This window comes from Thioalkalivibrio sp. AKL7 (assembly GCF_000381705.1).
In the GTDB taxonomy this organism is placed as follows: domain Bacteria; phylum Pseudomonadota; class Gammaproteobacteria; order Ectothiorhodospirales; family Ectothiorhodospiraceae; genus Thioalkalivibrio; species Thioalkalivibrio versutus.
The window spans coordinates 225620-250211 of the sequence record NZ_KB906950.1 but is presented as its reverse complement, the minus strand read 5'-3'; the positions used below and the strand labels follow the sequence as shown (position 1 = coordinate 250211).

Sequence of the window (24592 nt, the reverse complement as noted above, 5' to 3'; positions counted from 1 at the left end):
TCCTCCTACAGGACTGCGTTACAGGCGGGCGACCCCGCTGTCGCGGGCGGCCTGACTGATCGCCTGCGGCACCGTGTCGATCAGACGCGGATCGAACGGGGTCGGCAGGATGTAGTTCGGGCCGAATTCGAGCGTCTCCAGCCCGTAGGCATCCAGCACCACCTGCGGGACGGGCTCGCGAGCCAGTCCGGCCAGGGCGTGTACCGCGGCCACCAGCATCTCGTCATTGATCGTCCGGGCGCGCACATCCAGCGCGCCGCGGAAGATGAACGGGAAGCCGAGCACGTTGTTCACCTGGTTCGGGTAGTCCGAGCGCCCGGTGGCCATGATCAGGTCGTCGCGGGTTGCGTGCGCCAGCTCCGGACGGATCTCCGGGTCCGGGTTGGACAGGGCGAAGACAATCGGCTTCGGCGCCATGGACTGCAGCATCTCCGCAGTCAGCAGGTCCGGGCCGGACAGCCCAATGAACACGTCGGCACCGGCACAGGCATCGGCCAGGCTGCGCGCGTCGGTGTCCACCGCGAAGATCTGCTTGTATTCGTTCAGGTCATCGCGCTGGCTGTGGATCACACCCTTGCGATCCACCATGAACAGGTTCTTCTTCGCCGCGCCCAGGCGGACCAGCAGCTGCATGGACGCGATCCCGGCAGCCCCGGCGCCGACACAGACGATCTTTGCCTCGCTCAGTTTCTTGCCCTGGATCTCCAGCGCGTTGACCAGGCCGGCCGCGGTGATGATCGCGGTGCCGTGCTGATCGTCATGAAAGACCGGGATATCCAGGCGTTCGGACAGGCGGCGCTCGATCTCGAAGCAGTGCGGCGCGGCAATATCTTCCAGATTGATGCCACCAAAGCCGCCGGCAATGCGCGCGACCGTGTTGATGAAGTCCTCCGGCTGCGCGGCGTCCACCTCGATATCGAAGACGTCGATATTGGCGAAGGCCTTGAACAGTACGCCCTTGCCCTCCATCACCGGTTTGGACGCGAGCGCACCCACGTTGCCCAGCCCCAGCACCGCGGTGCCATCGGTAATCACTGCGACCAGGTTGCCCTTGCCGGTATAGCGATAGGCCAGCTCCGGGTCCTTGGCGATTGCCCGCACCGGTGCAGCGACGCCCGGCGAGTAGGCCAGCGACAGATCATCCTGGGTGACTGTGGGCTTGGTGATGTGGATCGCCAGCTTCCCGGCCGGCTGCTGCTCGTGGTACTCCAGCGCGCGCTGGTTGAAATCCTTGGACATGGTGTAGCGAGGCCTTTTGTCGGACGGTTGCTTCAGAAACAGGTGCAGGCCCGGTGCGGTAGGCCCGCACCGGAAACGAAATCAGTTGACCGGGTGGGTGGGGACGGACCCGCGCCGGGCCTCGTCATACACCGGGCGGTACTGATCGGCCAGACGGGTGAGTTCGCGCTGGCGCGAAGCCGGTGCCGGGTGAGTGCTCAGGAATTCCGGCTGACCGCCATTGGCCTGCGCAGCCATCTTGCGCCAGAGAGTGGCCGCGGCATCCGGGTTGTAACCGGCCCGCGCCGCCAGCTCGATACCGATGCGGTCGGCCTCGGACTCCATACCCCGGCTATGCGGGAGCTGCACGGCGAGCACGGCCCCCAGCGCCGCTCCGGTCAGGGCCAGATCCGAACGGTCGCCGGAGAGGGCGTACCCCGTCAGGGCCAGATTGCTGGCCAGCGCGACCGACATCTTTTCCGCCGTATGCGCCGACAGCGCGTGGGCAATCTCATGCCCGATGATCTGCGCGAGCTCGTCATCGGTCAGCTCCAGCTGTTCGATGATGCCCGAGTAAATCGCCATCTTGCCACCCGCCATGGCGAAGGCGTTGACGGTATCCGGGGCCTCGATCACCGCGATCTCCCAGTCCCAGTCCGCGGTCTCGGGACGGTATTTGACCGCCTGCGCAACCACCTTTTCGGTGATGCCCTGCACCCGCGCGGTCATCGCAGGATCGGCATTGATGCGACCCTCCTCGCGCGCCGGCGCCAGCATCTCGACGTAGGCGCTGCGCGACGCATCGATCGCCTGATTCTCGGAGACCAGCATCAGCTGCGAGCGTCCCGTCACCGGATTGGTGGTACAACCGGGGATCGCCACGGCCAGGCCGGCGGCGACCAGAACCGTCAGGAACAGAGAGGCCAGACGACCGCGAGCGGTCCGCCAGGACTTGGAAAGAGCACGCATTATTCCGGTACCTCTAGATCGAGCGGATGGCGTATGCGCATCCGGAGTCGGTCTCTCCAAGGATACACCTGACCGCGCACAATCACCGCCTCGCCGTTCAAGGTATCGGGCTGGAGATCGGGCCAGTGATCGCGGTCACGCCCGCGAATCAGGACGTCCAGCGGCCCGTCCAGCTCCAGCACCCAGTGACGCGACGTCTCGCGCACGGCCACCACCTCGCCCTGCACCCGCAGCCGACCCTGGCGCAGGGCACCGGAACGCGGGTCCAGCATCCGGACCGGCAGGGCGGCCGGGCGCTCCAACCACAGACCCCGCTCCCCTGCCCGTGCTTCGGCCTCGGCCACGTAGAAGCAGGTATCCAGAGCGGCCGGCTGCGGCCCGGGGCGCGGCATCGCTTCGCCGGCGGCAATCAATTCGGCCGCCAGCAACGGCCCGCCGGGCAGCCAGGCATGCATGCGCAGGCGCCCTTCGGCGTCCCGGGCGGGACGGCCCGGGCGCAGGATCAGCCGCTGATCGACCGCGTCCAGCCGGGCGGCCAGTGCCTCGCGCAGCCCCTCGTGAAGATGCAGGGGTCGCATCGGGCCGGGCCTCTCCGGCAGCGGCGCGGCCGGGGCCAGACCAATCACCTGAACGGTCCGCCCATCGGTCAACCGCAGACTATCGAAGCCCTGGACGCGCTCCACCTCGACCTCCTGAAGCCCACGCGGATCCTGATCCGCCAGCCGGCACTCGGCCCGGGCCGCAGTGGCCAGCAGCACCAGGGCCAAGCCCACAACGCAGACGAGGGCGCCCCGCAGGACGCCCTCGTCGGGTCGGACAACGCCCGCCGCAGCAGTCACGTGTCCGTTCGCGTTGCGCGCCATCCGGCGCGCCGCAGCCTCAGAATGCGAAGCGGCGGTTGAACTTGTCGACCTGGCCGGCGGTATCAACGATCTTCTGCTTGCCGGTGTAGAACGGATGGCATTGCGAGCACACGTCCAGGTGCATCTCCTCGCCGGAGAGCGTGGAGCGGGTCTCGAACTGCGTACCGCAGCTGCAGATAACCTTGACGTTGTGGTAGTTCGGATGAATGTCGGCTTTCATGGTCGGCTCACGCAGGTTCTGGCGAAAAGTCCGATAGCATAGCGGTGCTACCCGCCCGAGCGCAAGACCAGGTTGCGACAGCAAGTGCAGAGCGCGTTTCAACTCCGGGTGACAACTGCCTGAATGACTGGGTGGTTTTACCCGTCCGGACAACCTGTGGATAACTTTGTGGACGAATTGTCGCGCCCGGAACGGAATCCACCGGAAACGTCAAGGCGGCGGCGCCGGATCCCGGCAAAGATATCACGCAAGCACCTGGTTTTTAAGCCATTTAATACCGACCCATCAGTCCGATGTGTTGCCACGGGCCACCCCCTTGAGCCTCGAGCACCATCGCCAGGTGCTGTGCATAAGGGCCGCCGTATCTTCCTCATTGCCCCGCGTTTTCCGGGGCAATCGTGGTGTAGATGGCCGAATAATCCGCATCGGCCAGGCCCTGCTCGCGCGCCCGATCCAGCAGATCCGCCAGCAGCGGCAGCCACGGCCCCACCAGGTGGGCATCCTCCACCGCGCGTTCGGTCAGGCGCACATCCTTCAGCAAGTGCTTGACCGGAAAGTTGGCGGTACCGAAGTCACCGGAGACCATCTTGCCAAGCTTCTTGTCGAAGGTCGGGGCATACAGCGCACTGTCGCGCAGGATCTCCATGAAGGTATCCACCTCCACCCCCTCGCGCCGCACCAGCCCCAGGCTCAAGGAAAACGCCGCGGTGAGACTCGCGATCAGCTGGTTGAAGGCCAGCTTCAGCGCCGCCCCCTGCCCGACCGAACCGACATGCCGGGGTGTCTCGCCCAGAGCCGCCAGTACCGGCTGGGCCCGGGCAAAGTCGGCCTCGCGGTCGGCGCCCGCCATGATCAGCAGACGGCCATCCCGGGCCTCGGGGATGGAACCCAGCACCGGCGCCTCCAGGTAGCAGGCGCCGGCGCCCCGCACCCGTTCCGCCAGGGCCCGGCTCTCGGCCGGCAGGATGGTCGCCATCTGGATCACGCAGCGACCATCCAGCGCACCCGCCGGCAGGGCATCCAGCACGGCATGGATGGCCGCGGCATCACTGAGCATCAGCACCAGCACATCCGCCTCCGCGACAGCCGCGGCGGGCAAACTGTGAACGGTGACCCCCTCGGCCGCCAGATCGCTCGCTCGCGCGACCGTGCGGTTGTAGGCCACCACGGGAAATCCGGCCTGCAAAAGACGCAGGCCCATGGGTTGCCCCATGAGCCCGCATCCCAGCAGCGCCACTCGGGACGCAGCCATCGTTACCCCCTACTTGATCTTGTCGTCCAGATCTTCCGTATACCCCAACAGGGTATGCGGCGGCGGGGCTTCCTTCTGGTACTTGCTCGGGGTGACCGCTTCGGTCTGATGCAAGCTCTTCCACAGGCCGAACACCATGATCAGCATGATGACCGAGAACGGCAGCCCGACACTGATCGCGGCCGCCTGCAACGCGGCCAGACCGCCTGCCAACAGCAGGATGGACGCGACAACCCCTTCGAGGATGGCCCAGTACACGCGCTGGGTGACGGTCGGGTTGCGCACGTCACCGGAGGCCAGGGTGTCGATAACCAGCGAGCCGGAGTCCGAGGAGGTCACGAAGAAGGTGACGATCAGCACCGTCGCCGCCGCCATCACGGCCACGGACAGCCAATCCCACAGCGGCATGGCCTGGAGGGTCACGAACAGCGCGGTGGACATGTTCTCCGACACGGCGCCAGTCAGGTCGACCACACCCTCGAGCTCGTAGCTCATCGCAGTACCGCCGAACACGGCCAGCCAGACGAAGGCCGCGGCGGTCGGGGCCAGCAGCACGCCGGCGACGAACTCGCGAATGGTGCGGCCACGCGAGACCCGCGCGATGAACATGCCGACGTACGGGGCCCAGGAGATCCACCAGCCCCAGTAGAAGATGGTCCAGGAGGTCGCCCAGCCGGAATCCTCGATCGTGTCGGCCCACAGGCTCATCTCGGGCAGGAACTGAACATAGACGCCGGTGCTCTCCACCAGGAGGCGCAGGATGAACAGGGTCGGGCCCATGACCAGCAGCAGCGCGATCAGGATCACCGCCAGGCCGATATTGAAGTTCGACAGGCGCTTGATGCCCTTGTCGACGCCCAGCGCGACCGAGCCCACCGCGATCAGGGTAATGATCGCGACCAGCACGATCTGCATGTAGGTGGATTCCTCGATCCCGAACACGAAGTTCAGGCCCGAGTTGATCTGCATGACACCGAGGCCCAGCGAGGTCGCCACGCCAAACATGGTGCCGAACAGCGCCACCACGTCCACCAGATGCCCCCAGGGGCCATAGATCCGGTCGCCGATGAAGGGGTACAGCGAGGAACGGATCAGCAGCGGGAGATTGTGGCGGTAAGCGTAATACGCCAGCGACAGGCCGACGACAATGTAGATCGCCCAGGCATGCAGCCCCCAGTGGAAGAAGGTGTAGCGCATCGCCTCGACAGCCGCCGAGCTGGTCTCGCCCTCGGCGTGCGGTGGGCTGAGGTAGTGGTACATCGGCTCGGCGATGCTCCAGAACAGCAGCCCGATCCCCATGCCCGCGGAGAACAGCATCGCGAACCACGCGGTGTAGCTAAAGCGCGGGGCCTCGAACTGATCGCCCAGGCGCACCCCACCGTAACGGCTGAACATCAGGTACAGGGAGAAGACCAGGAACACGGTGACGACCAGCATGTAGTACCAGCCGAGATACTCCCCGATGCCGCTTTGCAGCTGGGCGAAGACCGCTTCGGCGGTGTCCGGGAAGATCGCCCCGAACAGGACGAACAGTGCGATCACGATACTCGAGGTGTAGAAGACCGGGCTGCAGATCACGCCAAAGCCGCCGAGGCGGGTTTGCGTCAGACCGGGGGTGGACTGCTCATCCATTCGGTTTCCCCTTGTATTCTTGTGGCGAACGCGGGCCGGCGCGGGCTTGCTCCGAACGTGCTCCGGGAGCCGCACAGGATCACGCCCGTTGGGCGTTGCCGCAGTAGGTGGGGCAAAGCCACCGTAGCGAAAGACTACTCCGACTGCAAAAACGTGAAGGGCTGCGCACCCGGCGTCATATCCGAGGCCATATTACGCCGCCTCGGCGACTGGAGCACGGGCCAGCAACAGGGCACGGGCCTGCCCGCCCTGACGCTCGCGCTCGATCTCCCAGCCACCCGCAGCGAGGAAATCGAGGTCCGCCTCGGACTCGATTTCCACGTAGATCCGGCTGTCCGCGTGCAGCCAGTCGTGCGCGCGGAGGGCCTCCAGCACCGGCGCCACCCGGCCCTGGCCGAATGGCGGATCCACCAGCACCAGATCGAAGGGCAACCCGCCGGGCGGCTCCCCGGCCAGCAGGCGCAGGGCATCATCCCGGCGCACGCTCACCTGCTCGGCCCCCAGGGTCTCGCAGTTGGCCTGAAGCTGGGCCGCGGCACGGGCATCGCGCTCGACCAGCAGCACCGAGTCCGCCCCGCGCGAGGCCGCCTCCAGCCCCAGCGCCCCGGTGCCGGCGAACAGGTCGAGCACCCGCGCGCCCGGGAGTCGCGGCTGCAGCCAATTGAACAGGGTCTCGCGCAGGGCGTCCGCGGTCGGGCGCAACCCGCCGACCCCAAGCACCGGCAGCCAGCGGCGGCGCCAGGCCCCGCCGATGATGCGGATGCGCGCAGAGCGCCCGGCGGGGGCGCGCCTACTCCTGCCCACCCACGATCACCGTGACCATCGCTTCCGGGTTGATGCGCTCGCGCAGCCGCGCATTCAGGTGATCCAGCTCGACCGCCTCCATGCGCTCGATGTAGCGCTCCAGATAATCCAGCGGCAGGTCATAGAAGGCGATCATCCCGAGCAGACCAACGATGTCGCTGTTCGAGGCCAACGACAGCGGGAAGCTGTTGACCACATTCTCGCGCGAGGCCTCCAGCTCGTCGGCATCGATACCCTCGGCATGCCAGCGCTCGAGTTCCTCGCGCAGCGCGGTCACCGCCTCGTCCGCCTGATCGACCCCGGTCTGCATCCCGATCCGGAAGGGACCCTCGACCGCCATGGGCTGAAAGCGGCTGCTGACCGAATAGGCCAGTCCACGGGCGCTGCGAATCTCGCGAAACAGGCGCGAGATAAAGCCGCCTCCGCCGAAGGCATGGTTGGCCAGGGTCAGGGCATAGTGGTCATCCTCGCCGCGGCGCAGGGTCGGGGCCCCCATGTGGATATGGGCCTGCTCGGAAGGGAAGTCGATACGCTCCTCGACCGGGTCCTCGCGCGGTTCCACCGCGGGCAGCGGTTCCACCGCAGGCCCCTGCGGCAGGGCGGCGGAGATGCGCGCCGCCGCGGCCTCGGCCTCACTGCGGCTCAGCCCACCCGTGATCGCCAGGGCGCCGTTGGCCGTGGTGTAGTGGCGCTCGTAGAACGCGCGGGCATCCGCGGGCTGCAACGCCTCCAGGGTCTCGCGCTCGCCGCCTGGCCAGTTGGCGTAGGGGTGATCGCCATACATCAGCTCGTAGAAACGCCGGGTGGCAACGCTCCCGGGATCCTGGCGCTCGCGCTGCAGCCCCTGCAGGGCCTGGCGCCGGGCACGATCGAAATCGGCCTCCGGGAAGGCCGGCTCGGCCAGGACTGCGGACAGGGTCTCCAGCGCCGCGTCCATCCAGTCCGGCTCGGTCAGGCTGCGCAGGCTGACGATGGCCATGTCGCGCAGTGCCGTGGTGCTGAACTGCGCGCCCACCGACTCGAAACCCTCGGCCAGCGCGTCCGCATCCATCTCCGCCGTGCCATGCTGCAGGGCGCTGCTGGTCAACGAGGCCAGGCCATTCTGGTCGCCGTCGCGCGAGGCCCCGCCGTCGAAGGTCAGGCGCAGGTCGACCATCGGCAAATCCGGCGCCGCCACGTACAGCACGCGCAGCCCCTCGTCGGTCTCCCACTCCTCGATCTCCACCGCCTGGGCCGGCAGCGCCAGCGCCAGCAGCCCGACCAGGGCTACCAGGAATCGCGTTCGCATCATGTTGCCTCCCGTCATTACATGCCCCCCGCGGTATCGCCATAGGGTTCTACCGCACCCGGATCGGGCGGGGCGTCACCATCCAGGGGTTGCGGATCGAGAATGCCGACCGTGCGTCGTTCCGGCACCAGGTACTCGCGCACCACGCGCTGCACATCCTCGGCGGTCACCGCACGCACGCGCTCGACGAAGCGATCGCCTTCCTGCCAGCCGACGCCGATGATCTGCAGCATGCCCAGCTGGAAGGCCTGAGAGCGCACCGAGTCACGCTGGTACACCTCGGAGGCGATCACCCGCGCCTGCACCCGTTCCAGTTCGCTGTCGCTGACCGGCTCGTCCTTCAGCCGCTCCACCTGCTCCAGCAGGGCCGCCTCCAGCGTCTCCACATCCGTGGCAGCCGTGGGCACCGCTGCAATCATGAGCAGGTCATCCAGCCGGCTGAACGGGCTGTAGCGGGCCGAGGTCGCGCCGGCCAGTTCTTCGCCCCGTACGATCTCGCGGGCAAAGCGCGAGGCCTCGCCGGAATCCAGGATCCCGGCCGCCACCATCAGTGCGTAGACATCCACCGGGTCGTCCACGGTATTCAGAACCGGCGCCTTCCAGCCCATCAGCAGGTAGGGCAGCTCTGCGGGGGCCTCGACGGTGATGCGGCGCTCGCCCTTTTGCGGCGTCTCGGCGCGCGGCTTCGTCTCCGGGAGATCACCCGCCGGGATGTCCCCAAAATGCTCCCGGGCCGCCTCGATGACCCGCTCGGCATCGACATCGCCGACCACCACGACCACCGCGTTGTTCGGGTGGTAATAGCGGTCATACCACGCCTGATTGTCTTCCAGGGTGTAGGCCTCGATATCGCTCATCCAGCCGATCACCGGATTGCCATACGGATGATTGAGGAAAGCCGTGGCCATCAGCTGCTCGCGCACCAGAGAGTTGGGCTGGTCCTCCACGCGCAGACGGCGCTCTTCCTTTACCACGTTCAATTCCGGACGGAACTCGTCTTCCTGCAGCTTCAGGTGCTGCATGCGCTCCGCCTCCATCGCCATCATGGTCTCCCAGTGATCACGCCCGATGATCTGGAAGTAACCCGTGTAGTCACGGCCGGTAAAGGCATTCTCGCGCCCGCCCAGACGCGAAACGATGCGCGAGAACTCGCCGGGCTCATACTGCTCGGTCCCGCGAAACATCATGTGCTCCAGCATGTGCGAGATGCCGGTCACGCCGCTGTGCTCGTCGGCCGACCCGACCCGGTACCAGACCATGTTGGCCACCACCGGGGCGCGCCGGTCCTCCAGCACCAGGACCGTCAGGCCGTTGTCCAGCGTAGTCTCGACCACCTTCGATTCGATCTCGGGCGTCGCGGCCAGGGCCCCGACGGGCCAGGCAAAGACAAACGCCGTAACGAGCACTGTGACCAGGTTTTTACCGCGCATGATTCATGAATCCTCGTGCTAGCATTGGCGAACTCTCTACTTGACCACATCGAGCATGTTCGGTTTCCGCAAAAAGAAGTCCGAAGACCCGGCCACCCCCGACGCGGAGGCACCTGGCAGCGAGCCGGACAAGCCCGCCCGCGGCGGCTGGTTCCAGCGCCTGCGCAAGGGCCTGGCCAAGACCGGGCAGGTCCTGGGCGGCGACCTGGGGTCGCTGCTCCGGCGCAAGATCGACGACGAACTGTTCGAGGAGCTGGAAGAACGCCTGCTCCTCGCGGACGTGGGCCTGGATGCGACCCAGCGGATCATGGATCGTATCACCCGCGAGGTGAAACGCGGACAACTGGATGATGCCGAGGCCCTGATGGACGCCCTGGAGGCGGCCATGATCGAGATCCTCGAGCCGGTCTCGCGCCCCCTGGAGATCCCGGAGGCCGAACGCCCCTTCTCCATCCTCGTCGTCGGCATCAACGGCGCCGGCAAGACCACCACCATCGGCAAGCTGGCCCACCACCTGCAGGCGGACGATCGCTCGGTGCTGCTGGCGGCCGGCGACACCTTCCGCGCCGCGGCGGTGGAACAACTGCAGACCTGGGGCGAGCGCAATGGCGCTCCGGTGATCGCCCAGGGCACCGGGGCGGATTCCGCCTCGGTGGTCTACGACGGCCTGCAGGCCGCGCAGGCGCGCGGCATCGACGTGATGATTGCCGACACCGCCGGGCGCCTGCACACCCAGACCAACCTGATGGACGAGGTGCGCAAGGTGAAGCGCGTGATGGGCCGGCTGGACGAACACGCCCCGGACGAGGTCCTGCTGGTGGTCGACGGCGGCACCGGCCAGAACGCCCTGAACCAGGCCCGTCAGTTTCACGAGGCCCTGGGCCTGACCGGAATCGTCGTGACCAAGCTGGACGGCACGGCCAAGGGCGGCGTGCTGTTCGCGCTGGCCGAACAGCTGGGCATTCCGGTGCGATTCATCGGGGTCGGGGAAAAGGCCGAGGATCTACAGGTCTTCGATGCCCGCGCCTTTGTGCGCGCCCTGCTCGGCCGCGATAGCGACTGACGAGCCCACCGGATGATTCGTCTGCAACGCGTCACCAAGCGATTCGGCAGCGCGTCCGAGGCGCTCAGTAACGTCAGCCTGCGCGTGGACCCCGGAGCGATGGCCTTCATCACCGGGCCCTCCGGCGCCGGCAAGAGCACCCTGCTGCGCCTGATCGCCGGGCTTGAGCGCCCGACCCGCGGGCGCATCCGGGTCAACGGCCACGACCTCGACCGCCTCTCCAACCGCGCGATTCCGGGGTTTCGCCGCAGTATCGGGCTGGTGTTCCAGGATCATCGCCTGCTGTTCGACCGCCCGGTGTTCGACAACGTCGCCCTGCCGCTGGAGATCCTCGCCTACCGCCGCCCGGAGATGCGCAAACGCGTGCGCGCGGCGCTCGACAAGGTCGGGCTGCTGCACAAGGAGGGGGTCAACCCGCGCACCCTGTCGGCGGGCGAACAACAACGTGTCGGCATTGCCCGGGCCATCGTCCACCGGCCGGTCCTGCTGCTGGCGGACGAGCCCACCGGCAACCTCGATCCGGCGTTGTCGCGTGAGATCCTGCAACTGTTCGACGACTTCAACCGGGTCGGCATGACCGCCCTGATCGCCAGCCATGACCTCGGCCTGGTCGAGCGCATGGGCAAGCCGGTCCTGCACCTGGAAGACGGACGCATCGAGGCGCGCGCGGCCGCGGGGGCCCCGGCATGAAGCCGGGCCGTCGCCTGCTGGACACCGTGCCGGCCTGGCTGGAGGCCCATCGGGATGCCGCCCGGCGCAGCCTGCAGCGCCGCCTGCAGGCCCCGGTTCTGAGCCTGATCAGCATTGCCGTGCTGGGCTTCATCCTCGCCCTGCCGGCCTACCTCTGGGTCCTGCTGGACAACGCCCGCGCCCTGTCCGCCCACGTGGACCATGACCCACGCATCGCCCTCTACCTCGACGGCGTGGAGGCGGCCACGGTCGCGGATCTGGAACGCCACCTGGAGACCGATGCCCGGGTAGAACGCTGGATCTGGATCGATGCCGACGAGGCCCTGGCCCGCTATCGCGAGGGCCTGGCCGACCCGGGCCTGCTGGACTGGCTGGACGAAAACCCGCTGCCGGACGTGGTGGATGTGATCCCCGCGACCGCGGATCCCGAGACGGTTGCGGCGCTGCGCGAGGCGCTTGCGGCCACCGTACCGGGGGCGACGGTGGTCAGCGACGACGACTGGGTGCGGCAGTTGAACAGCCTGCACCAGCTGGGGCTGCGCATCCTGTCGGTGGTGGGTGCCCTGCTGGGGCTGGGGGCGTTGCTGATCCTGGCCCTGGCGACTGCCTCGGAACTGCGCGAACGCCGGGAAGAGATCGCCATCTCGCGGATCAGCGGGGCCACCCACCGGTTCCTGCGGCGACCCTCCCTCTACGGTGGCGTGATGACCGGCCTGGGTGGCGGCGTTTTTGCCGGCATCCTGCTGCTCATCGGGATCGGCCTGAGCCGGGCGCCACTGGAACAGGCCGCGGGCGCGTTCGATCTCGAGTTTGGGCTGTCCCTGCCTGGGGCCACCCATCTCCTGGCCCTGCTCCTGGCCGGACTCCTCCTCGGCTGGCTGGGCGCCCGGCTGGGCAGCGGCCATGCCCTGCGGGATGCCCCCTAGGGAAACACTGATCAATGTACACGTTCGCGTTGGCACCCCAGGTTTTCCGAGACAAGGCGCGTCGTGCAGCGGGTAGTGGTTCTACCCGCAAGCGGCGCAACGCAGGATCGGGGAACCTGGGGTGCCAACCCCACAAGCTAATGAAAGACGGGGCTCGGCCGCTTTTGCGCGCGCACGGCGTTGCGGCTCCCTTGTGCAGAATGACTGCACGGCAGTCGCCGCGCCTTGTTCGCACGCAAAAGCGACTCGAGCGCGAACGTGTACATTGATCAGTGTTTCCCTAGGGGCACGCGTCCCGGGCGAAACGTCCGGAACCTTTGCAGGGTTTAGCACTCTTATTCACAGACTGCTAATGTAGAGTCATGAATCCGGAGGAAACACCACGCATGAACCAGGCCCTGACCACTCCACGCATCGACATGCCCGTACCGGTGGGCAACCTCGATCACTACATGCAGGCCGTTGGCCGCATCGAGGTGCTGGACGCCGAGCACGAGCGTGAACTGGCCGTGGCGCTGCACGAGCGCCAGGACCTGGATGCGGCACGCCAGCTGATCCTGCACAACCTGCGGTTCGTGATCCACGTTGCGCGCGGCTACAAGGGGTACGGCCTGCCTCTGGGGGATCTGATCCAGGAAGGCAACGTGGGCCTGATGAAGGCCGTCCGCCGTTTCGACCCGAATCAGGGCGTGCGCCTGGTGTCCTTTGCCGTGCACTGGATTCGCGCCGAGATCCACGAGTTCATCCTGCGCAACTGGCGCATCGTGAAGGTCGCAACCACCAAGGCCCAGCGCAAGCTGTTCTTCAACCTGCGCAGTGCCAAGCAGCGTCTCGGCTGGCTATCCAATGCCGAGGTCTCCGCCGTGGCGCAGGATCTGGGCGTGTCCGAAAAGGACGTCTGGGAGATGGAACGCCGCCTCTCGAGCCAGGATGCGAGTTTCGACCCGGGCCCCGAAGCCGACGATGAATACGGCTATCAGGCCCCGTCGGAACGACTGAGCCTGGAGGACCTGAGCGACGACCCCGCCAATGTGACCGAGGACGAGGACTGGGACCGTCATTATCAGGAACGCCTTAGCGAGACCCTGGGCGAACTGGACGAGCGTTCGCGCACCATCCTGATGCGCCGCTACATGGCCGACCAGAAGGCGACACTGCACGAGCTGGCCGCGGAATACGGCGTTTCGGCCGAGCGCATCCGCCAGATCGAGAACAGCGCGATCAAGCGCATCCGGGCCGCCTTCGACGACTGACGCTTTCGCACCCTCGCGAAACCAGGGCCCCGAACGAAAAAGGCCCCGGCATCAGCCGGGGCCTTTTTGTTGCCGGGTGCAGCGGGACCAAGCCCGGCACCCGGCACGGTTCCATGCCCGATCAGCCGAACAGGATCACCGAGAAGAAGCTAATCCAGGACCAGATGATCAGGCCGACCGTGAACGTCAGCGGAAAGTTGGGGAAAGTAAACCACTCGCGCATCTCGAAGCCCTCGGGAAATTTCAACCAGAATAAGCAAAGGGTAAGCGGGTCCGGAGCGCGGCGCAAGTTCGACCGAGGTCAGCGCTGGGACTTTTGCCGACCCCCACCGGTCGCGTCGGGAGGGGCCTCCTCGCCGGACCCGGTCGGGATACGCGGGTCATCATCGTCCATCAGGATGCGATGCGCCGGGCCCTGAAGATCGTCGTACTGCCCCGAGCGGATGGCCCAGAACAGCACCACGCCCACCACCAGGGCGAACAGCATGGCCAGCGGGATCAGCAGGTAGAGGATTGACATGCTTCCAGTGTACCCAGGCGCGCCAACGGCTTAAACCGGGGGTGGCCGTGACGCCGGGTCGCGCACGGCCTCTCCGGACGGCACCGACGACTCGACGCCTGTGTCCATCACGTCGCGCCCCGGACGCAGGCGCAGCGCATTGCCAACCACCAGCAACGAGCTGAGCGACATGCCCAGCGCTGCCAGCCAGGGAGTCAGCAGCCCCGCCGCGGCCACCGGGAGGGCCACCAGGTTGTAGCCGATTGCCCAGGCGATGTTCTGCCGGATCACGCGCCGCGTGTGGCGCGCCTGGTCCAGCGCCTGCGGCAGGTGTTCCAGGCGATCCGAGAGCAGGACCAGGTCGGCCTGATTCTGCGCCAGCTGGGTGCCGCCGCCCATCGCCAGCGATACATCGGCCCCGGCCAGCACCGGGGCATCGTTGATGCCCTCGCCGGCCATCAGGACCACCCGGCCCTCTGCCTGGCGAGCGTCCACATAGGCGAGCTTCCCCTCCGGGGTCAGGCCACCCTCGGCTTCGGCGATGCCCATTTCCGCCGCGAAGGCCTGCGCGGCCTGCGGGCGGTCCCCGGTCAGCAAGACCACCCGCAAGCCGCGCCGCTGCAGATCGGCGATCACGTTCCGCGCCCCGGGACGCGGAGTGTCGGCCAGCCAGAACAGCGCGACCGGTTGGTCGTCGACCACCAGCCAGACCGGGGTGGCCAGGGGATAGCCCAGGGGTGGCTCCGGGCTGGGCGTACCGCGCTGCGGCAACATCGACGATCCACCAATGGCCACACGGTGGCCCTCTATGTGGCCAACGAGGCCACGCCCGGGGAGGTTGCGAACCTCGCTGGCAACCACCGATGAGGACGTGGCCGGAGCGACCAGGGCGCGTGCCAGGGGGTGCTCGGAATGGGCCTCGAGCGCGGCGGCCCAGTCCAGCCAGTCAGCCCCCTCGGGCGCGGGCTGCAGCTCGGATTGTGCCACCAGACGCGGCATGCCGACGGTCAGGGTTCCGGTCTTGTCGAGACAAACCATATCGACGCGCGGCAAGGTCTCCAGGGCACTGCCGCGCGTAACCAGCAGACCGAGGCGCGACAACGCGCCGGTGGTGGCCGTCAGGGCGACCGGCGTCGCGAGCGCCAGGGCACAGGGGCAGGTGGCGACCAGCATGGCGACCATGACCCAGAGGGCCCGCGTCGGATCGATCCACGCATACCAGACCAGACCCGCCAGCGCCGTCAGGACCAGGACGGCACCCACAAACCAGCCGGTACCGGCCTCGGCGATCCGGGCCATCCGCGGCTTCTCGGTCTGGGCGCGATCGAGCAGCCGCTGGATCGCCGCCAGGGTCGTCTCGGCACCGACGCGCTGGACCTCGATGGCGAGTGGGCCATCGACGTTCACCGTCCCGCCGGTCACGGGATCCCCGACGCGCACCGCATGCGGCTCGGGCTCGCCGGTCAACAGGGCACGGTTGACCGTCGACTCGCCTTCGCACACCACGCCGTCCGTGGGGATGGTCTCGCCCGGGCGCACACGCACCCGATCCCTCGGTACCAGCTCGCCGACCGGGACCGCCTCGACGCGCCCCGCTGCATCCAGACGGTTGGCGATGGCGGGAACCAGGCGATCCAGGCGGTCAATGGCATGGCTGGCGTGCTGGCGCGCGATCAGCTCCAGATAACGGCTGGTGAGCAGGAAGAAGACGAACATCACGACCGATTCGAAATAGACGTGCTCGCCGGTACCGAGGATGACCGCGTACAGGCTGGCCAGGTAGGTCACGATGATCGCCAGACTCACGGGCACGTCCATCCCCAGCTGGCGATGACGCAGGTCGCGCCAGGCGCTTTGATAGAACGGGATCGCGGAATACAGGACGACCGGTGTGGTCAGCGCCGCCGCCACCCAGCGCATGAACTGGAGGAGGTCTTCGTGCTCGGTGTCCTCGGCGCCCAACCAGAGCGCCACGGCCAGCATCATCACCTGCATCATCCCCAGGGCGGCAACGGCGATCCGGCGCAAGGCGAGGCCCCGTTCGCGGGCGATCGCCTGCTCGCGGGTTCCGGGGTCGTAGGGATGGGCGTGGTACCCGATGTCGCGGATCGCCTTGAGGATATCCGACAGGGCAATGCGCGCGGGGTCCCAGACGACCTGCGCGCGATGGGTGGAGTAATTCACGCGAAAGCTCTCCACGCCCGGAAGGGCCTGGACATGACGCTCGTTCAGCCATACGCAGGCCGCACAGGTGATGCCCTCGAGCATCAGGGCGGCCTCACGGCGGTCGCCCTCTGCGCCGGCGGGCGCGACGAACTGTTGCTGGACGCCGGGGTGATCGAACAGTTCGAGCTCGCGGAGCTCGTCGGGGATCAGGGGGCTGCCGGTGTCCGCCGGGGGGGCATCACGGTGATGGTAATAGGCCCCCAGGCCACGCTCGATGATCGCGCTGGCCACGGCCTGGCAGCCGGGGCAGCAGGTAGGTTCCACGCGGCCCTCGAACGTCACCGGGTAGCAGGCGCCTACCGGCACCTCCAGGCCGCAGTGGAAACAACGGGCCTCGGCCTCGGGCGTTGCCGGGCCCTGCGAGTCGGACGCGAGCGCCACGGCGGGAGCGCGGTGGGCTAACCGGGCTGGGCGCTACGCACGCGGGTGCGTGCCTGTTGCTCCAGAAGCTGCCCATCGTGCTGGACCTGGAAGCGCAGATCCCAGCGCCCCGGTGCCGGCAGCGCCACTTCGACCTGATACATGCCCTCGCCCATCGCCTGCATCTCGAAGCCCTGGTCGCGACGTTCGTCGGCCAGCCACATGAAGAGGCCGCGGATGCTGGCATCGTCGATCGGCTCGCCGTCCGCATCCCGCACCTCGACCTGCAGGGTGGCGGTCTCGCCCTCGGTGGGTCGATCAACCCAGCCCTGACGCACCTGCCAGCCCTTCTGTCGCTGCTCCTGCAGCTCCGAGACGCGGTGCACGGCGAGCGCCTGCTTGCGGCTCTCCATGCCGGCCACTGTGCCGGGGAAAGCGGAGGTCACCCGCTCGGCCCGGTTCTCCGGCTCCGGCAGGATCGAGCCGATGAACTGCTGCGGCATCCCGTTATGGGCGAGTGTGATCAGGACTGCCTGCACCGAGGCGACCATGGTGAAGAACCCCACCAATACCAACGGGGCCCAGTGCAGACGCCCAATCTTGGCCTTGCCACCGCTTTCGACCTCGGCCTCCTTCTGGGTGAACACGATCCCCAGGCCGTAAGGCACGATGATGTAGAGCGCCAGATGAATGGCAAAGACGTCTGCCCCCTGCCAGGTCAGGATCGAATAAGGGATAAACACGAACAGCATGAGCGCGACCACCACGGCCGAGGTGCTGTAGGCCTTGAACCGCGTGAAGCGGTAGATCAGGGCGAACAGGATGGCCAGTGTCGCACTGCCGATGCCGAGGGTAATGACGAGGTTGCTCATATGCTTTTCTTCGTTTCCTGCGTGAACGCAAGCTAGGCGCTTGCGGTGTGCCGCGCGAGTTCCGGCAGCGCGGTTACTGTTTCTTCGCCGGTGGCTGGCGGCAACGCTTGCTAGCGGTGACTGAACTGCGACGTCACCTCGAGCGGTTCGATATGGCCCTCGCGGTCGGTGATCACGAAGCGGAAAGGCTGCGGCGAGGGAGTACCGGCGGGCACGTCGTGGCGCACACGCGCCACGACGGTCAGCCGCTCACCGGGCTCCAGACGGATGCGTTCCACCTGGCCCAGGTCCAGTTCGGCGCCCTCCAGCCCCGCCAGGCCGATCTCGAAGTCCAGCTCCCGATCCGCGGTGTTGTTCAGGCGAATCTCGTAGCCGTTCTGGGTGCGACCATCGGACATCTGGACGTAGAGCGGCTGGCGCACCTGGTTAACGTTGGCGTCCACCGGCGGGCGGCCGAGAATACTGCCGACCAGCGCCACGACCACGATCAGCACGGCGGCCCCGTAGCCAAGGGTCTTGCCGCGCAGGACATGGGTCTTCCCGCCCTCCTGCTCGCGCTCGGAGGTATAGGTGATCAGGCCGCGGGGCCAGCCCTGCTTGTCCATAATGGTGTCGCAGGCATCGATACAAAGTGCGCAGTGGATGCACTGGAACTGCAGCCCGTCGCGGATATCGATGCCCGTCGGGCACACCTGAACGCAGTAGCCGCAGTCGATGCAGTCACCCACCCCGGCGGCCTGGCGTTCCTCGCGGGTCTTCAGACCGGCCTTCACCTTGGAGCGCCCGGCGGTACCTTCCCCACGCGCCTCTTCATACGACACGATCATGGTGTCGCGGTCGAACATCACGCTCTGGAACCGGGCGTAGGGGCACATGAAGGTGCAGACCTGTTCGCGCGCCAATCCGGCAAAGGTGTAGGTCGTGGCCGTCAGGATGCCTGCAGTCAGGTAGGCCGCGTAGACCGCCTGACCGGTAAAGAAGTCGCTTACGATCGAGGGGGCATTCCCCCAGTACAGGACGAAGCCGAGGCCGGTGGCAAAGGCCACGAGCAGCCAGGACAGGTGGGTCAACCCGTACTTGAACAGCTTTTCGCCAGTCCAGGGCTGCTTGGCCAGGCGCAGGCGGGCGGGCCGTTCACCCTGGATCTTGCGCTCCAGCCACATGAAGACGTCGGTCCACAGAGTCTGGAAGCAGAAATAGCCACAGAACACCCGTCCGGCGACGCCCGTGACGAAAAACAGCAGCAAGGCGGCCACGAGCAGGAAGCCGGCCAACCAGAAGATGTCCTGCGGGTAGACGACCAGATCGAAGATGTGGAACTGCCGGCCCGGGATGTCGAACAAGACCGCCTGATTGGGGCCGTATTCGCGCTCCCAGCGGACCCATGGCAGGCCGAAGAACACACCGTAGGCGAGCAACAGGATGCCGGTCTTCAGATTGCGGAAACGCCCCTTGACCGACCGCGGATGGATCGGGATGCGTGCCTCGTACAACGGCTGGGCCTGGGACATCAAAACCTCCCGGAGTTCAATCCGGCAGAGTGGGGCGGCCGCAAGGCGCGCCCTGGGATCGGGTTCCTTCCAAAAAAACAGGGGCGCCCTCGGGCGTCAAACAACCCGGCGGGCACCCCTGTAGTTATCGCGGCGAGCGCCCGGCCCCGGGGCTCACCATACGGTCAACAGTTTCGCGCTTACTGCCCGCCACCCAACGAATGCACGTAGGCCGTCAGCATCTTGATCTCGGCATCGGACAGACGATCCCCGAACGCAGGCATCTCGCGCTGGGCGCCGTTGCGAATGAAGTTCGCCACCAGACGCTGGCGCTCGCTATCGCTTTCCGCACCGCGCACGTCCACCAGACCCCAGAGATCATTGGTCAGGTTGGGAGCCCCCTGGGACGCCAGACCCTGGCCATCCATGGCGTGACACTGGAAGCAGCCGCCGTCGGTACCGGTGAAAATGCGTTCGCCGGCGTCCGCTTCACCTTGGTCGACGCTGTAGCCGTTGAGCGACAGCACGTACGCTGCGACCTGGTTGAGCTGGTCGCCGTCGAGGGTGTCGCGGTAGCCCGGCATATAGCCCAGGCGACCCTGGTGCAGGGTTTCCTCGATCTGCTCCACGGTGCCACCCCACTTCCAGTGGTCGTTGCGCAGGTTCGGGTACTGCCCGACCACGCCGGCACCGCCAACCTGATGGCAGGCGGCACACCAGGTGCCGAAGGAACCCTGGGCGTAGGCGTTGACGAAGCTCATGCTCTCGGCGTCCTGCAGGATGGTTTCGTAATCCTGGGCCGCCACCTGTTCAAGCATCTCGCGCTGACGCACCGCGTAGGTGCCGGTCTGCATGTCCTTGGCCAGCAGCGCACGGGTGTTCCAGTGCATCGTGCGCTCTTCGCCACCCTGCTCGAAGGTGATGGTGTTGAAGCCCTTGGTAAAGCTGTCACCGATCGGCCAGGCCGGGTAGATCAGCCAGTACACCACGGCAAACACGATCGTGGCGTAGAAACCCCACAGCCACCAGCGCGGGAGCGGGTTGTTGTATTCCTGGAGGTTCCCGTCCCAGACGTGCCCAGTGGTCTCGACCTGGTTCGGGTCCTTTTCGCGGTTGTCCTGTGTGCTCATTGCTCGTCACTCTTGGTTTTGTCACGCCGGGCCACGGGCTCCCGATGTGAATCATCGTCATCCAGAGGAATATAGCGATACGTCTCGAACTTCCGGGCGCGCTGACGGTTGGCGAACAGGAAGATCACGACCCCGATAAAGGTGCCCATGAAGAGCAACAGGGCGACCATCTTGCTATTGCCCATGTCCGTGATCCATTCCCACAGTCCCATCATGTTCGCACCCGCTCCTCCTTACCGGAACTCGGCAAAGTGTCCGTCGTCGTATTCGCTGAAGTCGACCATGGTCCCGAGCACCTGGAGATAGGCGACGATTGCATCCATCTCGGTGACCGTCCCGGGGTTGCCGTCGAAGTTCCCCGCCTGGGCCTGGCGAACCAGGTTGTCCTCGGCGTCACGGATATCGAACATCCGGGCGTGTTCTTCGCCGAAGCGCTCGACGTTGGCCTCGTATTCCTCTTCGGTGAGCGAGTACGGCACACCGACCCGCTTCAGCGCGACCATCCGGCGGTCGATATCGGAGTAGTCAAGCGGGGTTTCCGCCAGCCAGGGGTAGCCCGGCATGATCGACTCCGGTACCAGCGACTGCGGATTGATCAGGTGCTGAACCTGCCATTCGTTGGAGTACTTGCCGCCAACTCGGGCGAGGTCCGGACCGGTGCGCTTGGAGCCCCACTGGAACGGATGGTCGTACTGCGACTCAGCCGCCAACGAGTAGTGGCCGTAGCGCAGCATCTCGTCACGGAACGGACGCACCATCTGCGAGTGGCAGGTGTAGCAGCCCTCGCGAACGTAGATGTCGCGACCACGCTGTTCCAGCGGGGTGTAGGGACGCACGCCGTCCACTTCCTCGATCGTGTCGTCGATGTAGAACAACGGCACGATCTCGACCAGGCCGCCGACGCTGATCACCGCAAGGGTGAGGATGATCAGCAGGCCGGCATTGGTTTCAACGCTTTCATGCTTCATGGATCTATTCTCTCCCTAATCAGGCCGTGCGGGCTTCGGTGGACGCAGCCTGGGCCTCGCGGGCCTCGGCCTTGATGCCCGAGCGAACGGTCATCGCGATGTTGAACGCCATGATCAGCATGCCGGCGAGGAAGAACCCGCCACCGATGGCGCGCACCACGTACGGCTTGTGCAGGAACACCACCGACTCGGTGAAGGTGTAGGCAAGGTTCCCGTACTGGTCGAAGGCACGCAGCATCAGACCCTGACCGATACCGGCCACCCACATCGCGGTGATGTACAGCACGATCCCGATGGTCGCCAGGAAGAAGTGCACGTACACCAGCTTCAGGCTGTACAGGTTCACGTTCCACAGACGCGGCATCAGGTGGTACAGGGAGCCGAAGGTGATCATCGCCACCCAGCCCAGCGCACCGGAATGCACGTGGCCCACGGTCCAGTCGGTGTAGTGCGACAGCGCGTTCACGCTCTTCAGCGACATCATCGGACCTTCGAAGGTCGACATGCCGTAGAACGCCAGCGCGGTGATCAGGAACAGCATGATCGGGTCGGTGCGCAGCTTATCCCAGGCGCCCGACAGGGTCATGATGCCGTTGATCATGCCACCCCAGGAAGGCAGCAGCAGCAGGATGGAGAAGGTCGCCGCCAGGGTGGAGACCCAGTCCGGCAGGGCCGTCCAGTGCAGGTGGTGCGCGCCCACCCACATGTACAGGAAGACCAGCGCCCAGAAATGGATGATGGACAGCTTGTACGAGTAGATCGGACGCCCGGCCTGCTTCGGCACGAAGTAGTACATCATCCCGAGGAAGGCCGCGGTCAGGAAGAAGCCCACCGCATTATGGCCGTACCACCACTGAGTCATCGCATCCTGCACCCCAGAGAAGATGGAGTAGGAATGCGGGTGGAACAGACCCACCGGCACCTGGATGTTGTTGAAGACGTGCAGCAGCGCGGTCGCCAGGATGAAGGCCATGAAGAACCAGTTCGCCACGTAGATGTGCGGCTGGTTCCGGCGCAGCAGGGTCATCAGGAAGACCATGAAGTAAGCCACCCAGACAACCAGGATGATGATGTCGATCTGCCAGTTGAATTCGGCGTACTCGCGGCCCTGGGTGATCCCCATCATGTAGGTGATCACGCCAAGGATCAGCGCCAGGTTCCACCCGTAGAAGGTGAAGCTCGCCATGGAGTCACTCCACAGGCGGGTCTGACAGGTCCGCTGAACCACGTAATACGAGGTGGCGAACAGCGCGTTACCCCCGAACCCGAAGATCACGGCCGTGGTATGGACCGGACGGAAACGCCCGAAGGTGATCTGCGCGATATCGAAATTCAGGAACGGGAACGCCAGTTGCGAGGCGATCCAGACGCCGGCGGCCATCCCGAACACGCCCCAGAGGACGGCGGCAATGGCAAACCGCTTGATAATCGCGTAGTTGTACTGCTCGGAAGTCGCGACTGACGCTGCGGGTGCGGCACCCGCCGTAGTGGCTGCTTGTGACATGACTTTTCCACCTTGCTGCGGGGAACACGGATGTCCCGATGGTTCGGGGGCGTGAACTCTACCCCATTCCGGGCCCACAAAAAACCAATACCGCCTGTGTCACTCGGATATTGAGTGCGATTGGCGGAACTTTTGACCGCTTCGATAATACATCGGTCATACACGTCCAGGCGAGAGGGCGCCGGGCCGATTCGTTGATCTGGATCAACGAATCGGCTGGACCGGGATCACCCGCCCCGCCGGGCGCGATGGCGGCGGGGCATCCGGCACCCAGGCATGGCCGTAGACCACCTCCCAGGTTGCCGGAAGGCGGCCCTCCACGCCGAAGTCGCGCGCGTAGGCCTCGGCCACCGCAACCAGGCGGCGCGGACCGAACAGTCCCGGCGACCGGCCCGACAGGGCATTGCGCACCCCAACCCCGCGCAGGTCACGAATCAACCCGGTCAGATCCGGGTAGGTCAGGGTCAGGGCCTCCTGGTCCATCACCGGATCGGCAAACCCGGCGCGCACCAGCGCATCGCCAATGTCGTGCATATCCATGAAGGCGTTCACATGCGTCCCCGCCCCACCGTCCACCGTCGCGAAGGCGGCCCGCAGCTCACGCAGGGTGTCGGGACCGAAGGTGGTGAACATCCACAGCCCGCCCGGGCGCAGGATACGCCGCACCTCCATGAAGGCCTGATCCAGGCTGGCGCACCACTGCAGGGCGGAACTGGAAACCGCCAGGTCGAAGGATTGCTCCGCCAGCGGCAGCGCCTCGAGATCGCCGCAGACCACCTGCGGCCGGCGCAGCCAGCGCCCGCGGCGGCGCGCCCGCGCGACCATCTCCGGGGCGAAATCGACCCCGGCCAGGCGGGCTTTGCGGTAGCGGCGGCTCAAGTGGTCCAGGGCCTCGCCGATGCCGCAGCCGAGATCCACAACCTGTTCCGGCTGCATGCGAACCCAGTCCAGCCGCCCCAGCATTCGCTCCTGCACCTCGCGCTGCAGGACTGCGTGCTCCTCGTAGGTGGAGGCCGCCCGCGCGAAGGCCTCGCGGACCCGCGCCTTGTCGAGATCGAAACTGTCGGGTCGGCTCATGCGGATTTCCCTGCGCTGCACTGATTCAAGAACTCGACGACCAAACCGGCCAAGGATTGCGGGCGCGCGAACCACTCCGCGTGGCCGCCCACGCTGCGGACGACCCGACTGGCGGGTTGCAGCCCGTGCAGATCGTCCGCCACGGCGGCCGGCACCAGCGCATCGCCCGCCTCCAGCCAGGCCGCCGAAGGCACCTCCAGGCCCGCCCAGACGGACCGAAGATCCGCCGCCTCCAGTAGCGCGAGGCCGGCCTCCAGGCCCTCGGGCGAGGCTGGAGCGGCCTGTAACTGCACCACCAGCCGGCGGGCGAGCGAAGCGGCATCCTGGCTGCCACGTGCACAGAGCATCGCCAGACGGCGCTCCAGCCGCCGGCGACCACCCCCGAGGGCTGCACGAAAATCTTCCAGCTCGGCCGGGGGCAGGGCCGCCGGCCAGTCGTCGGCCTTCGCAAAGCGCGGCGAGGCCCCGATCAGCAGCAGCCCCTGGGGCCCCGACCACTGGCGCGCGGCGGCCAGCGCGACCAGACCGCCCAGGGACCAGCCCGCCCACACCGGACACTCGACATCCGCTGGCAGCGAAGCGATCAACGCCGCCGCGGTGCGCTCGGCATCCGCCAGCATCTCGCCATCACCGGCGGCCCCGTGCCCGGGCAGGTCTGGCGCCAGCACTCGTGTCGCACCCGGGAGCGCGGCCCGCAGCGGCGCCCACACCGCGCCGGAGAAGCCCCAGCCATGCAGGAGCACCAGCGTCGGAGCACCGCCCTGCGATTGCGCGGCAGGCACGTCAGCGCCCTGAACGGCGGCCACCGGCTTGCGTATCATGTGCGGTCGAATCCTCTCGCCAATCCGCGCAGGCAGG

General features: G+C 66.7%; 24 protein-coding genes. 4 read left to right on the top strand and 20 right to left on the bottom strand.

What is annotated here, in order from left to right; all coding sequences use genetic code 11:
- Positions 1-18: 18 nt before the first annotated feature.
- From G315_RS0108195 to G315_RS0108155, 9 genes are all read right to left on the bottom strand, one after another.
- Entirely contained in the window at positions 19-1239 is a 1221-nt protein-coding gene (locus G315_RS0108195) for a malic enzyme-like NAD(P)-binding protein (RefSeq protein ID WP_018145104.1), read from the bottom strand.
- Between the two features lie 81 nt (positions 1240-1320).
- Complete coding sequence (locus tag G315_RS0108190) at positions 1321-2187, bottom strand: M48 family metallopeptidase (RefSeq protein ID WP_018175981.1); 867 nt, start codon at positions 2185-2187, stop codon at positions 1321-1323.
- The gene (locus G315_RS0108185) at positions 2187-3050 is read right to left on the bottom strand and encodes a thermonuclease family protein (RefSeq protein WP_026338848.1); all 864 of its coding nucleotides are present in this window, start codon (positions 3048-3050) and stop codon (positions 2187-2189) included. The genes G315_RS0108190 and G315_RS0108185 overlap by 1 nt, the downstream gene beginning before the upstream one ends.
- Positions 3051-3066: 16 nt before the next feature.
- Positions 3067-3270 (bottom strand): 50S ribosomal protein L31, encoded by a 204-nt coding sequence (gene rpmE / locus G315_RS0108180; protein ID WP_018145101.1) that lies wholly within the window; start codon positions 3268-3270, stop codon positions 3067-3069.
- 370 nt (positions 3271-3640) lie between these two features.
- The gene (locus G315_RS0108175; protein WP_081624463.1) at positions 3641-4522 is read right to left on the bottom strand and encodes an NAD(P)-dependent oxidoreductase; all 882 of its coding nucleotides are present in this window, start codon (positions 4520-4522) and stop codon (positions 3641-3643) included.
- Between the two features lie 9 nt (positions 4523-4531).
- Positions 4532-6154 (bottom strand): BCCT family transporter, encoded by a 1623-nt coding sequence (locus tag G315_RS0108170; protein ID WP_018145099.1) that lies wholly within the window; start codon positions 6152-6154, stop codon positions 4532-4534.
- A 192-nt stretch (positions 6155-6346) separates the two neighbouring features.
- Positions 6347-6958, bottom strand: a complete 612-nt coding sequence (gene rsmD, locus G315_RS0108165) for a 16S rRNA (guanine(966)-N(2))-methyltransferase RsmD (RefSeq protein ID WP_019612287.1) — start codon at positions 6956-6958, stop codon at positions 6347-6349.
- Complete coding sequence (locus tag G315_RS0108160; RefSeq protein ID WP_019612286.1) at positions 6945-8249, bottom strand: pitrilysin family protein; 1305 nt, start codon at positions 8247-8249, stop codon at positions 6945-6947. The genes rsmD and G315_RS0108160 overlap by 14 nt, the downstream gene beginning before the upstream one ends.
- A 14-nt stretch (positions 8250-8263) precedes the next feature.
- On the bottom strand, positions 8264-9676 hold the full coding sequence (locus G315_RS0108155) for a pitrilysin family protein (RefSeq protein ID WP_019612285.1): 1413 nt from the start codon (positions 9674-9676) through the stop codon (positions 8264-8266).
- A gap of 55 nt (positions 9677-9731) precedes the next feature.
- Here G315_RS0108155 and ftsY point away from each other — a divergent pair, with 55 nt between their 5' ends.
- The 4 genes from ftsY to rpoH all read left to right on the top strand — a co-directional run bounded on the left by ftsY (position 9732) and on the right by rpoH (position 13608).
- Positions 9732-10739 (top strand): signal recognition particle-docking protein FtsY, encoded by a 1008-nt coding sequence (gene ftsY / locus G315_RS0108150; protein WP_019594518.1) that lies wholly within the window; start codon positions 9732-9734, stop codon positions 10737-10739.
- A 12-nt stretch (positions 10740-10751) separates the two neighbouring features.
- Positions 10752-11429 (top strand): cell division ATP-binding protein FtsE, encoded by a 678-nt coding sequence (gene ftsE, locus G315_RS0108145; RefSeq protein WP_018145094.1) that lies wholly within the window; start codon positions 10752-10754, stop codon positions 11427-11429.
- Positions 11426-12355 (top strand): ABC transporter permease, encoded by a 930-nt coding sequence (locus G315_RS0108140; RefSeq protein ID WP_019612284.1) that lies wholly within the window; start codon positions 11426-11428, stop codon positions 12353-12355. The genes ftsE and G315_RS0108140 overlap by 4 nt, the downstream gene beginning before the upstream one ends.
- Before the next feature lie 386 nt (positions 12356-12741).
- Entirely contained in the window at positions 12742-13608 is an 867-nt protein-coding gene (gene rpoH, locus G315_RS0108135; protein WP_018145092.1) for an RNA polymerase sigma factor RpoH, read from the top strand.
- Positions 13609-13729: 121 nt separating this feature from the next.
- Here rpoH and G315_RS14805 read toward each other — a convergent pair whose 3' ends face one another.
- The 11 genes from G315_RS14805 to G315_RS0108080 all read right to left on the bottom strand — a co-directional run bounded on the left by G315_RS14805 (position 13730) and on the right by G315_RS0108080 (position 24555).
- Positions 13730-13855: a hypothetical protein gene (locus G315_RS14805; RefSeq protein ID WP_255349370.1), complete on the bottom strand. Its 126-nt coding sequence runs from the start codon at positions 13853-13855 to the stop codon at positions 13730-13732.
- Positions 13856-13909: 54 nt separating this feature from the next.
- The gene (gene ccoS, locus G315_RS0108125) at positions 13910-14128 is read right to left on the bottom strand and encodes a cbb3-type cytochrome oxidase assembly protein CcoS (protein ID WP_018145090.1); all 219 of its coding nucleotides are present in this window, start codon (positions 14126-14128) and stop codon (positions 13910-13912) included.
- Between the two features lie 30 nt (positions 14129-14158).
- Positions 14159-16714, bottom strand: coding sequence for a heavy metal translocating P-type ATPase (locus tag G315_RS0108120; RefSeq protein WP_019612283.1), 2556 nt, complete (start codon positions 16712-16714; stop codon positions 14159-14161).
- Positions 16715-16731: 17 nt separating this feature from the next.
- Positions 16732-17565: a FixH family protein gene (locus G315_RS0108115; RefSeq protein WP_019612282.1), complete on the bottom strand. Its 834-nt coding sequence runs from the start codon at positions 17563-17565 to the stop codon at positions 16732-16734.
- A gap of 110 nt (positions 17566-17675) precedes the next feature.
- Positions 17676-19076 carry a cytochrome c oxidase accessory protein CcoG gene (ccoG, locus tag G315_RS0108110; RefSeq protein WP_019612281.1) on the bottom strand — a complete coding sequence of 467 codons (1401 nt, stop codon included), beginning with the start codon at positions 19074-19076 and terminating at the stop codon, positions 17676-17678.
- 179 nt (positions 19077-19255) lie between these two features.
- Positions 19256-20185: a cytochrome-c oxidase, cbb3-type subunit III gene (gene ccoP / locus G315_RS0108105; RefSeq protein WP_018937418.1), complete on the bottom strand. Its 930-nt coding sequence runs from the start codon at positions 20183-20185 to the stop codon at positions 19256-19258.
- Positions 20182-20400 (bottom strand): cbb3-type cytochrome c oxidase subunit 3, encoded by a 219-nt coding sequence (locus G315_RS0108100; protein WP_018145085.1) that lies wholly within the window; start codon positions 20398-20400, stop codon positions 20182-20184. Before G315_RS0108100 ends, ccoP begins: the two co-directional genes overlap by 4 nt.
- 18 nt (positions 20401-20418) lie before the next feature.
- Positions 20419-21153: a cytochrome-c oxidase, cbb3-type subunit II gene (gene ccoO / locus G315_RS0108095; protein ID WP_018937419.1), complete on the bottom strand. Its 735-nt coding sequence runs from the start codon at positions 21151-21153 to the stop codon at positions 20419-20421.
- A gap of 19 nt (positions 21154-21172) precedes the next feature.
- The gene (gene ccoN, locus G315_RS0108090) at positions 21173-22657 is read right to left on the bottom strand and encodes a cytochrome-c oxidase, cbb3-type subunit I (protein WP_018168906.1); all 1485 of its coding nucleotides are present in this window, start codon (positions 22655-22657) and stop codon (positions 21173-21175) included.
- Positions 22658-22861: 204 nt separating this feature from the next.
- Positions 22862-23734, bottom strand: coding sequence for a malonyl-ACP O-methyltransferase BioC (bioC, locus tag G315_RS0108085; protein ID WP_018168905.1), 873 nt, complete (start codon positions 23732-23734; stop codon positions 22862-22864).
- Positions 23731-24555, bottom strand: a complete 825-nt coding sequence (locus tag G315_RS0108080) for an alpha/beta fold hydrolase (RefSeq protein ID WP_019612280.1) — start codon at positions 24553-24555, stop codon at positions 23731-23733. Before G315_RS0108080 ends, bioC begins: the two co-directional genes overlap by 4 nt.
- Positions 24556-24592 lie beyond the last annotated feature (37 nt).

Coding starts and splice junctions, on each gene's coding strand:
- G315_RS0108195 (WP_018145104.1), bottom strand. CDS start 1,239: ATGTCCAAGGATTTCAACCAGCGCGCGCTGGAGTACCACGAGCAGCAG.
- G315_RS0108190 (WP_018175981.1), bottom strand. CDS start 2,187: ATGCGTGCTCTTTCCAAGTCCTGGCGGACCGCTCGCGGTCGTCTGGCC.
- G315_RS0108185 (WP_026338848.1), bottom strand. CDS start 3,050: ATGGCGCGCAACGCGAACGGACACGTGACTGCTGCGGCGGGCGTTGTC.
- rpmE (WP_018145101.1), bottom strand. CDS start 3,270: ATGAAAGCCGACATTCATCCGAACTACCACAACGTCAAGGTTATCTGC.
- G315_RS0108175 (WP_081624463.1), bottom strand. CDS start 4,522: ATGGCTGCGTCCCGAGTGGCGCTGCTGGGATGCGGGCTCATGGGGCAA.
- G315_RS0108170 (WP_018145099.1), bottom strand. CDS start 6,154: ATGGATGAGCAGTCCACCCCCGGTCTGACGCAAACCCGCCTCGGCGGC.
- G315_RS0108160 (WP_019612286.1), bottom strand. CDS start 8,249: ATGATGCGAACGCGATTCCTGGTAGCCCTGGTCGGGCTGCTGGCGCTG.
- G315_RS0108155 (WP_019612285.1), bottom strand. CDS start 9,676: ATGCGCGGTAAAAACCTGGTCACAGTGCTCGTTACGGCGTTTGTCTTT.
- ftsY (WP_019594518.1), top strand. CDS start 9,732: ATGTTCGGTTTCCGCAAAAAGAAGTCCGAAGACCCGGCCACCCCCGAC.
- ftsE (WP_018145094.1), top strand. CDS start 10,752: ATGATTCGTCTGCAACGCGTCACCAAGCGATTCGGCAGCGCGTCCGAG.
- G315_RS0108140 (WP_019612284.1), top strand. CDS start 11,426: ATGAAGCCGGGCCGTCGCCTGCTGGACACCGTGCCGGCCTGGCTGGAG.
- rpoH (WP_018145092.1), top strand. CDS start 12,742: ATGAACCAGGCCCTGACCACTCCACGCATCGACATGCCCGTACCGGTG.
- ccoS (WP_018145090.1), bottom strand. CDS start 14,128: ATGTCAATCCTCTACCTGCTGATCCCGCTGGCCATGCTGTTCGCCCTG.
- G315_RS0108115 (WP_019612282.1), bottom strand. CDS start 17,565: ATGAGCAACCTCGTCATTACCCTCGGCATCGGCAGTGCGACACTGGCC.
- ccoG (WP_019612281.1), bottom strand. CDS start 19,076: ATGTCCCAGGCCCAGCCGTTGTACGAGGCACGCATCCCGATCCATCCG.
- ccoP (WP_018937418.1), bottom strand. CDS start 20,185: ATGAGCACACAGGACAACCGCGAAAAGGACCCGAACCAGGTCGAGACC.
- G315_RS0108100 (WP_018145085.1), bottom strand. CDS start 20,400: ATGATGGGACTGTGGGAATGGATCACGGACATGGGCAATAGCAAGATG.
- ccoO (WP_018937419.1), bottom strand. CDS start 21,153: ATGAAGCATGAAAGCGTTGAAACCAATGCCGGCCTGCTGATCATCCTC.
- ccoN (WP_018168906.1), bottom strand. CDS start 22,657: ATGTCACAAGCAGCCACTACGGCGGGTGCCGCACCCGCAGCGTCAGTC.
- bioC (WP_018168905.1), bottom strand. CDS start 23,734: ATGAGCCGACCCGACAGTTTCGATCTCGACAAGGCGCGGGTCCGCGAG.
- G315_RS0108080 (WP_019612280.1), bottom strand. CDS start 24,555: ATGATACGCAAGCCGGTGGCCGCCGTTCAGGGCGCTGACGTGCCTGCC.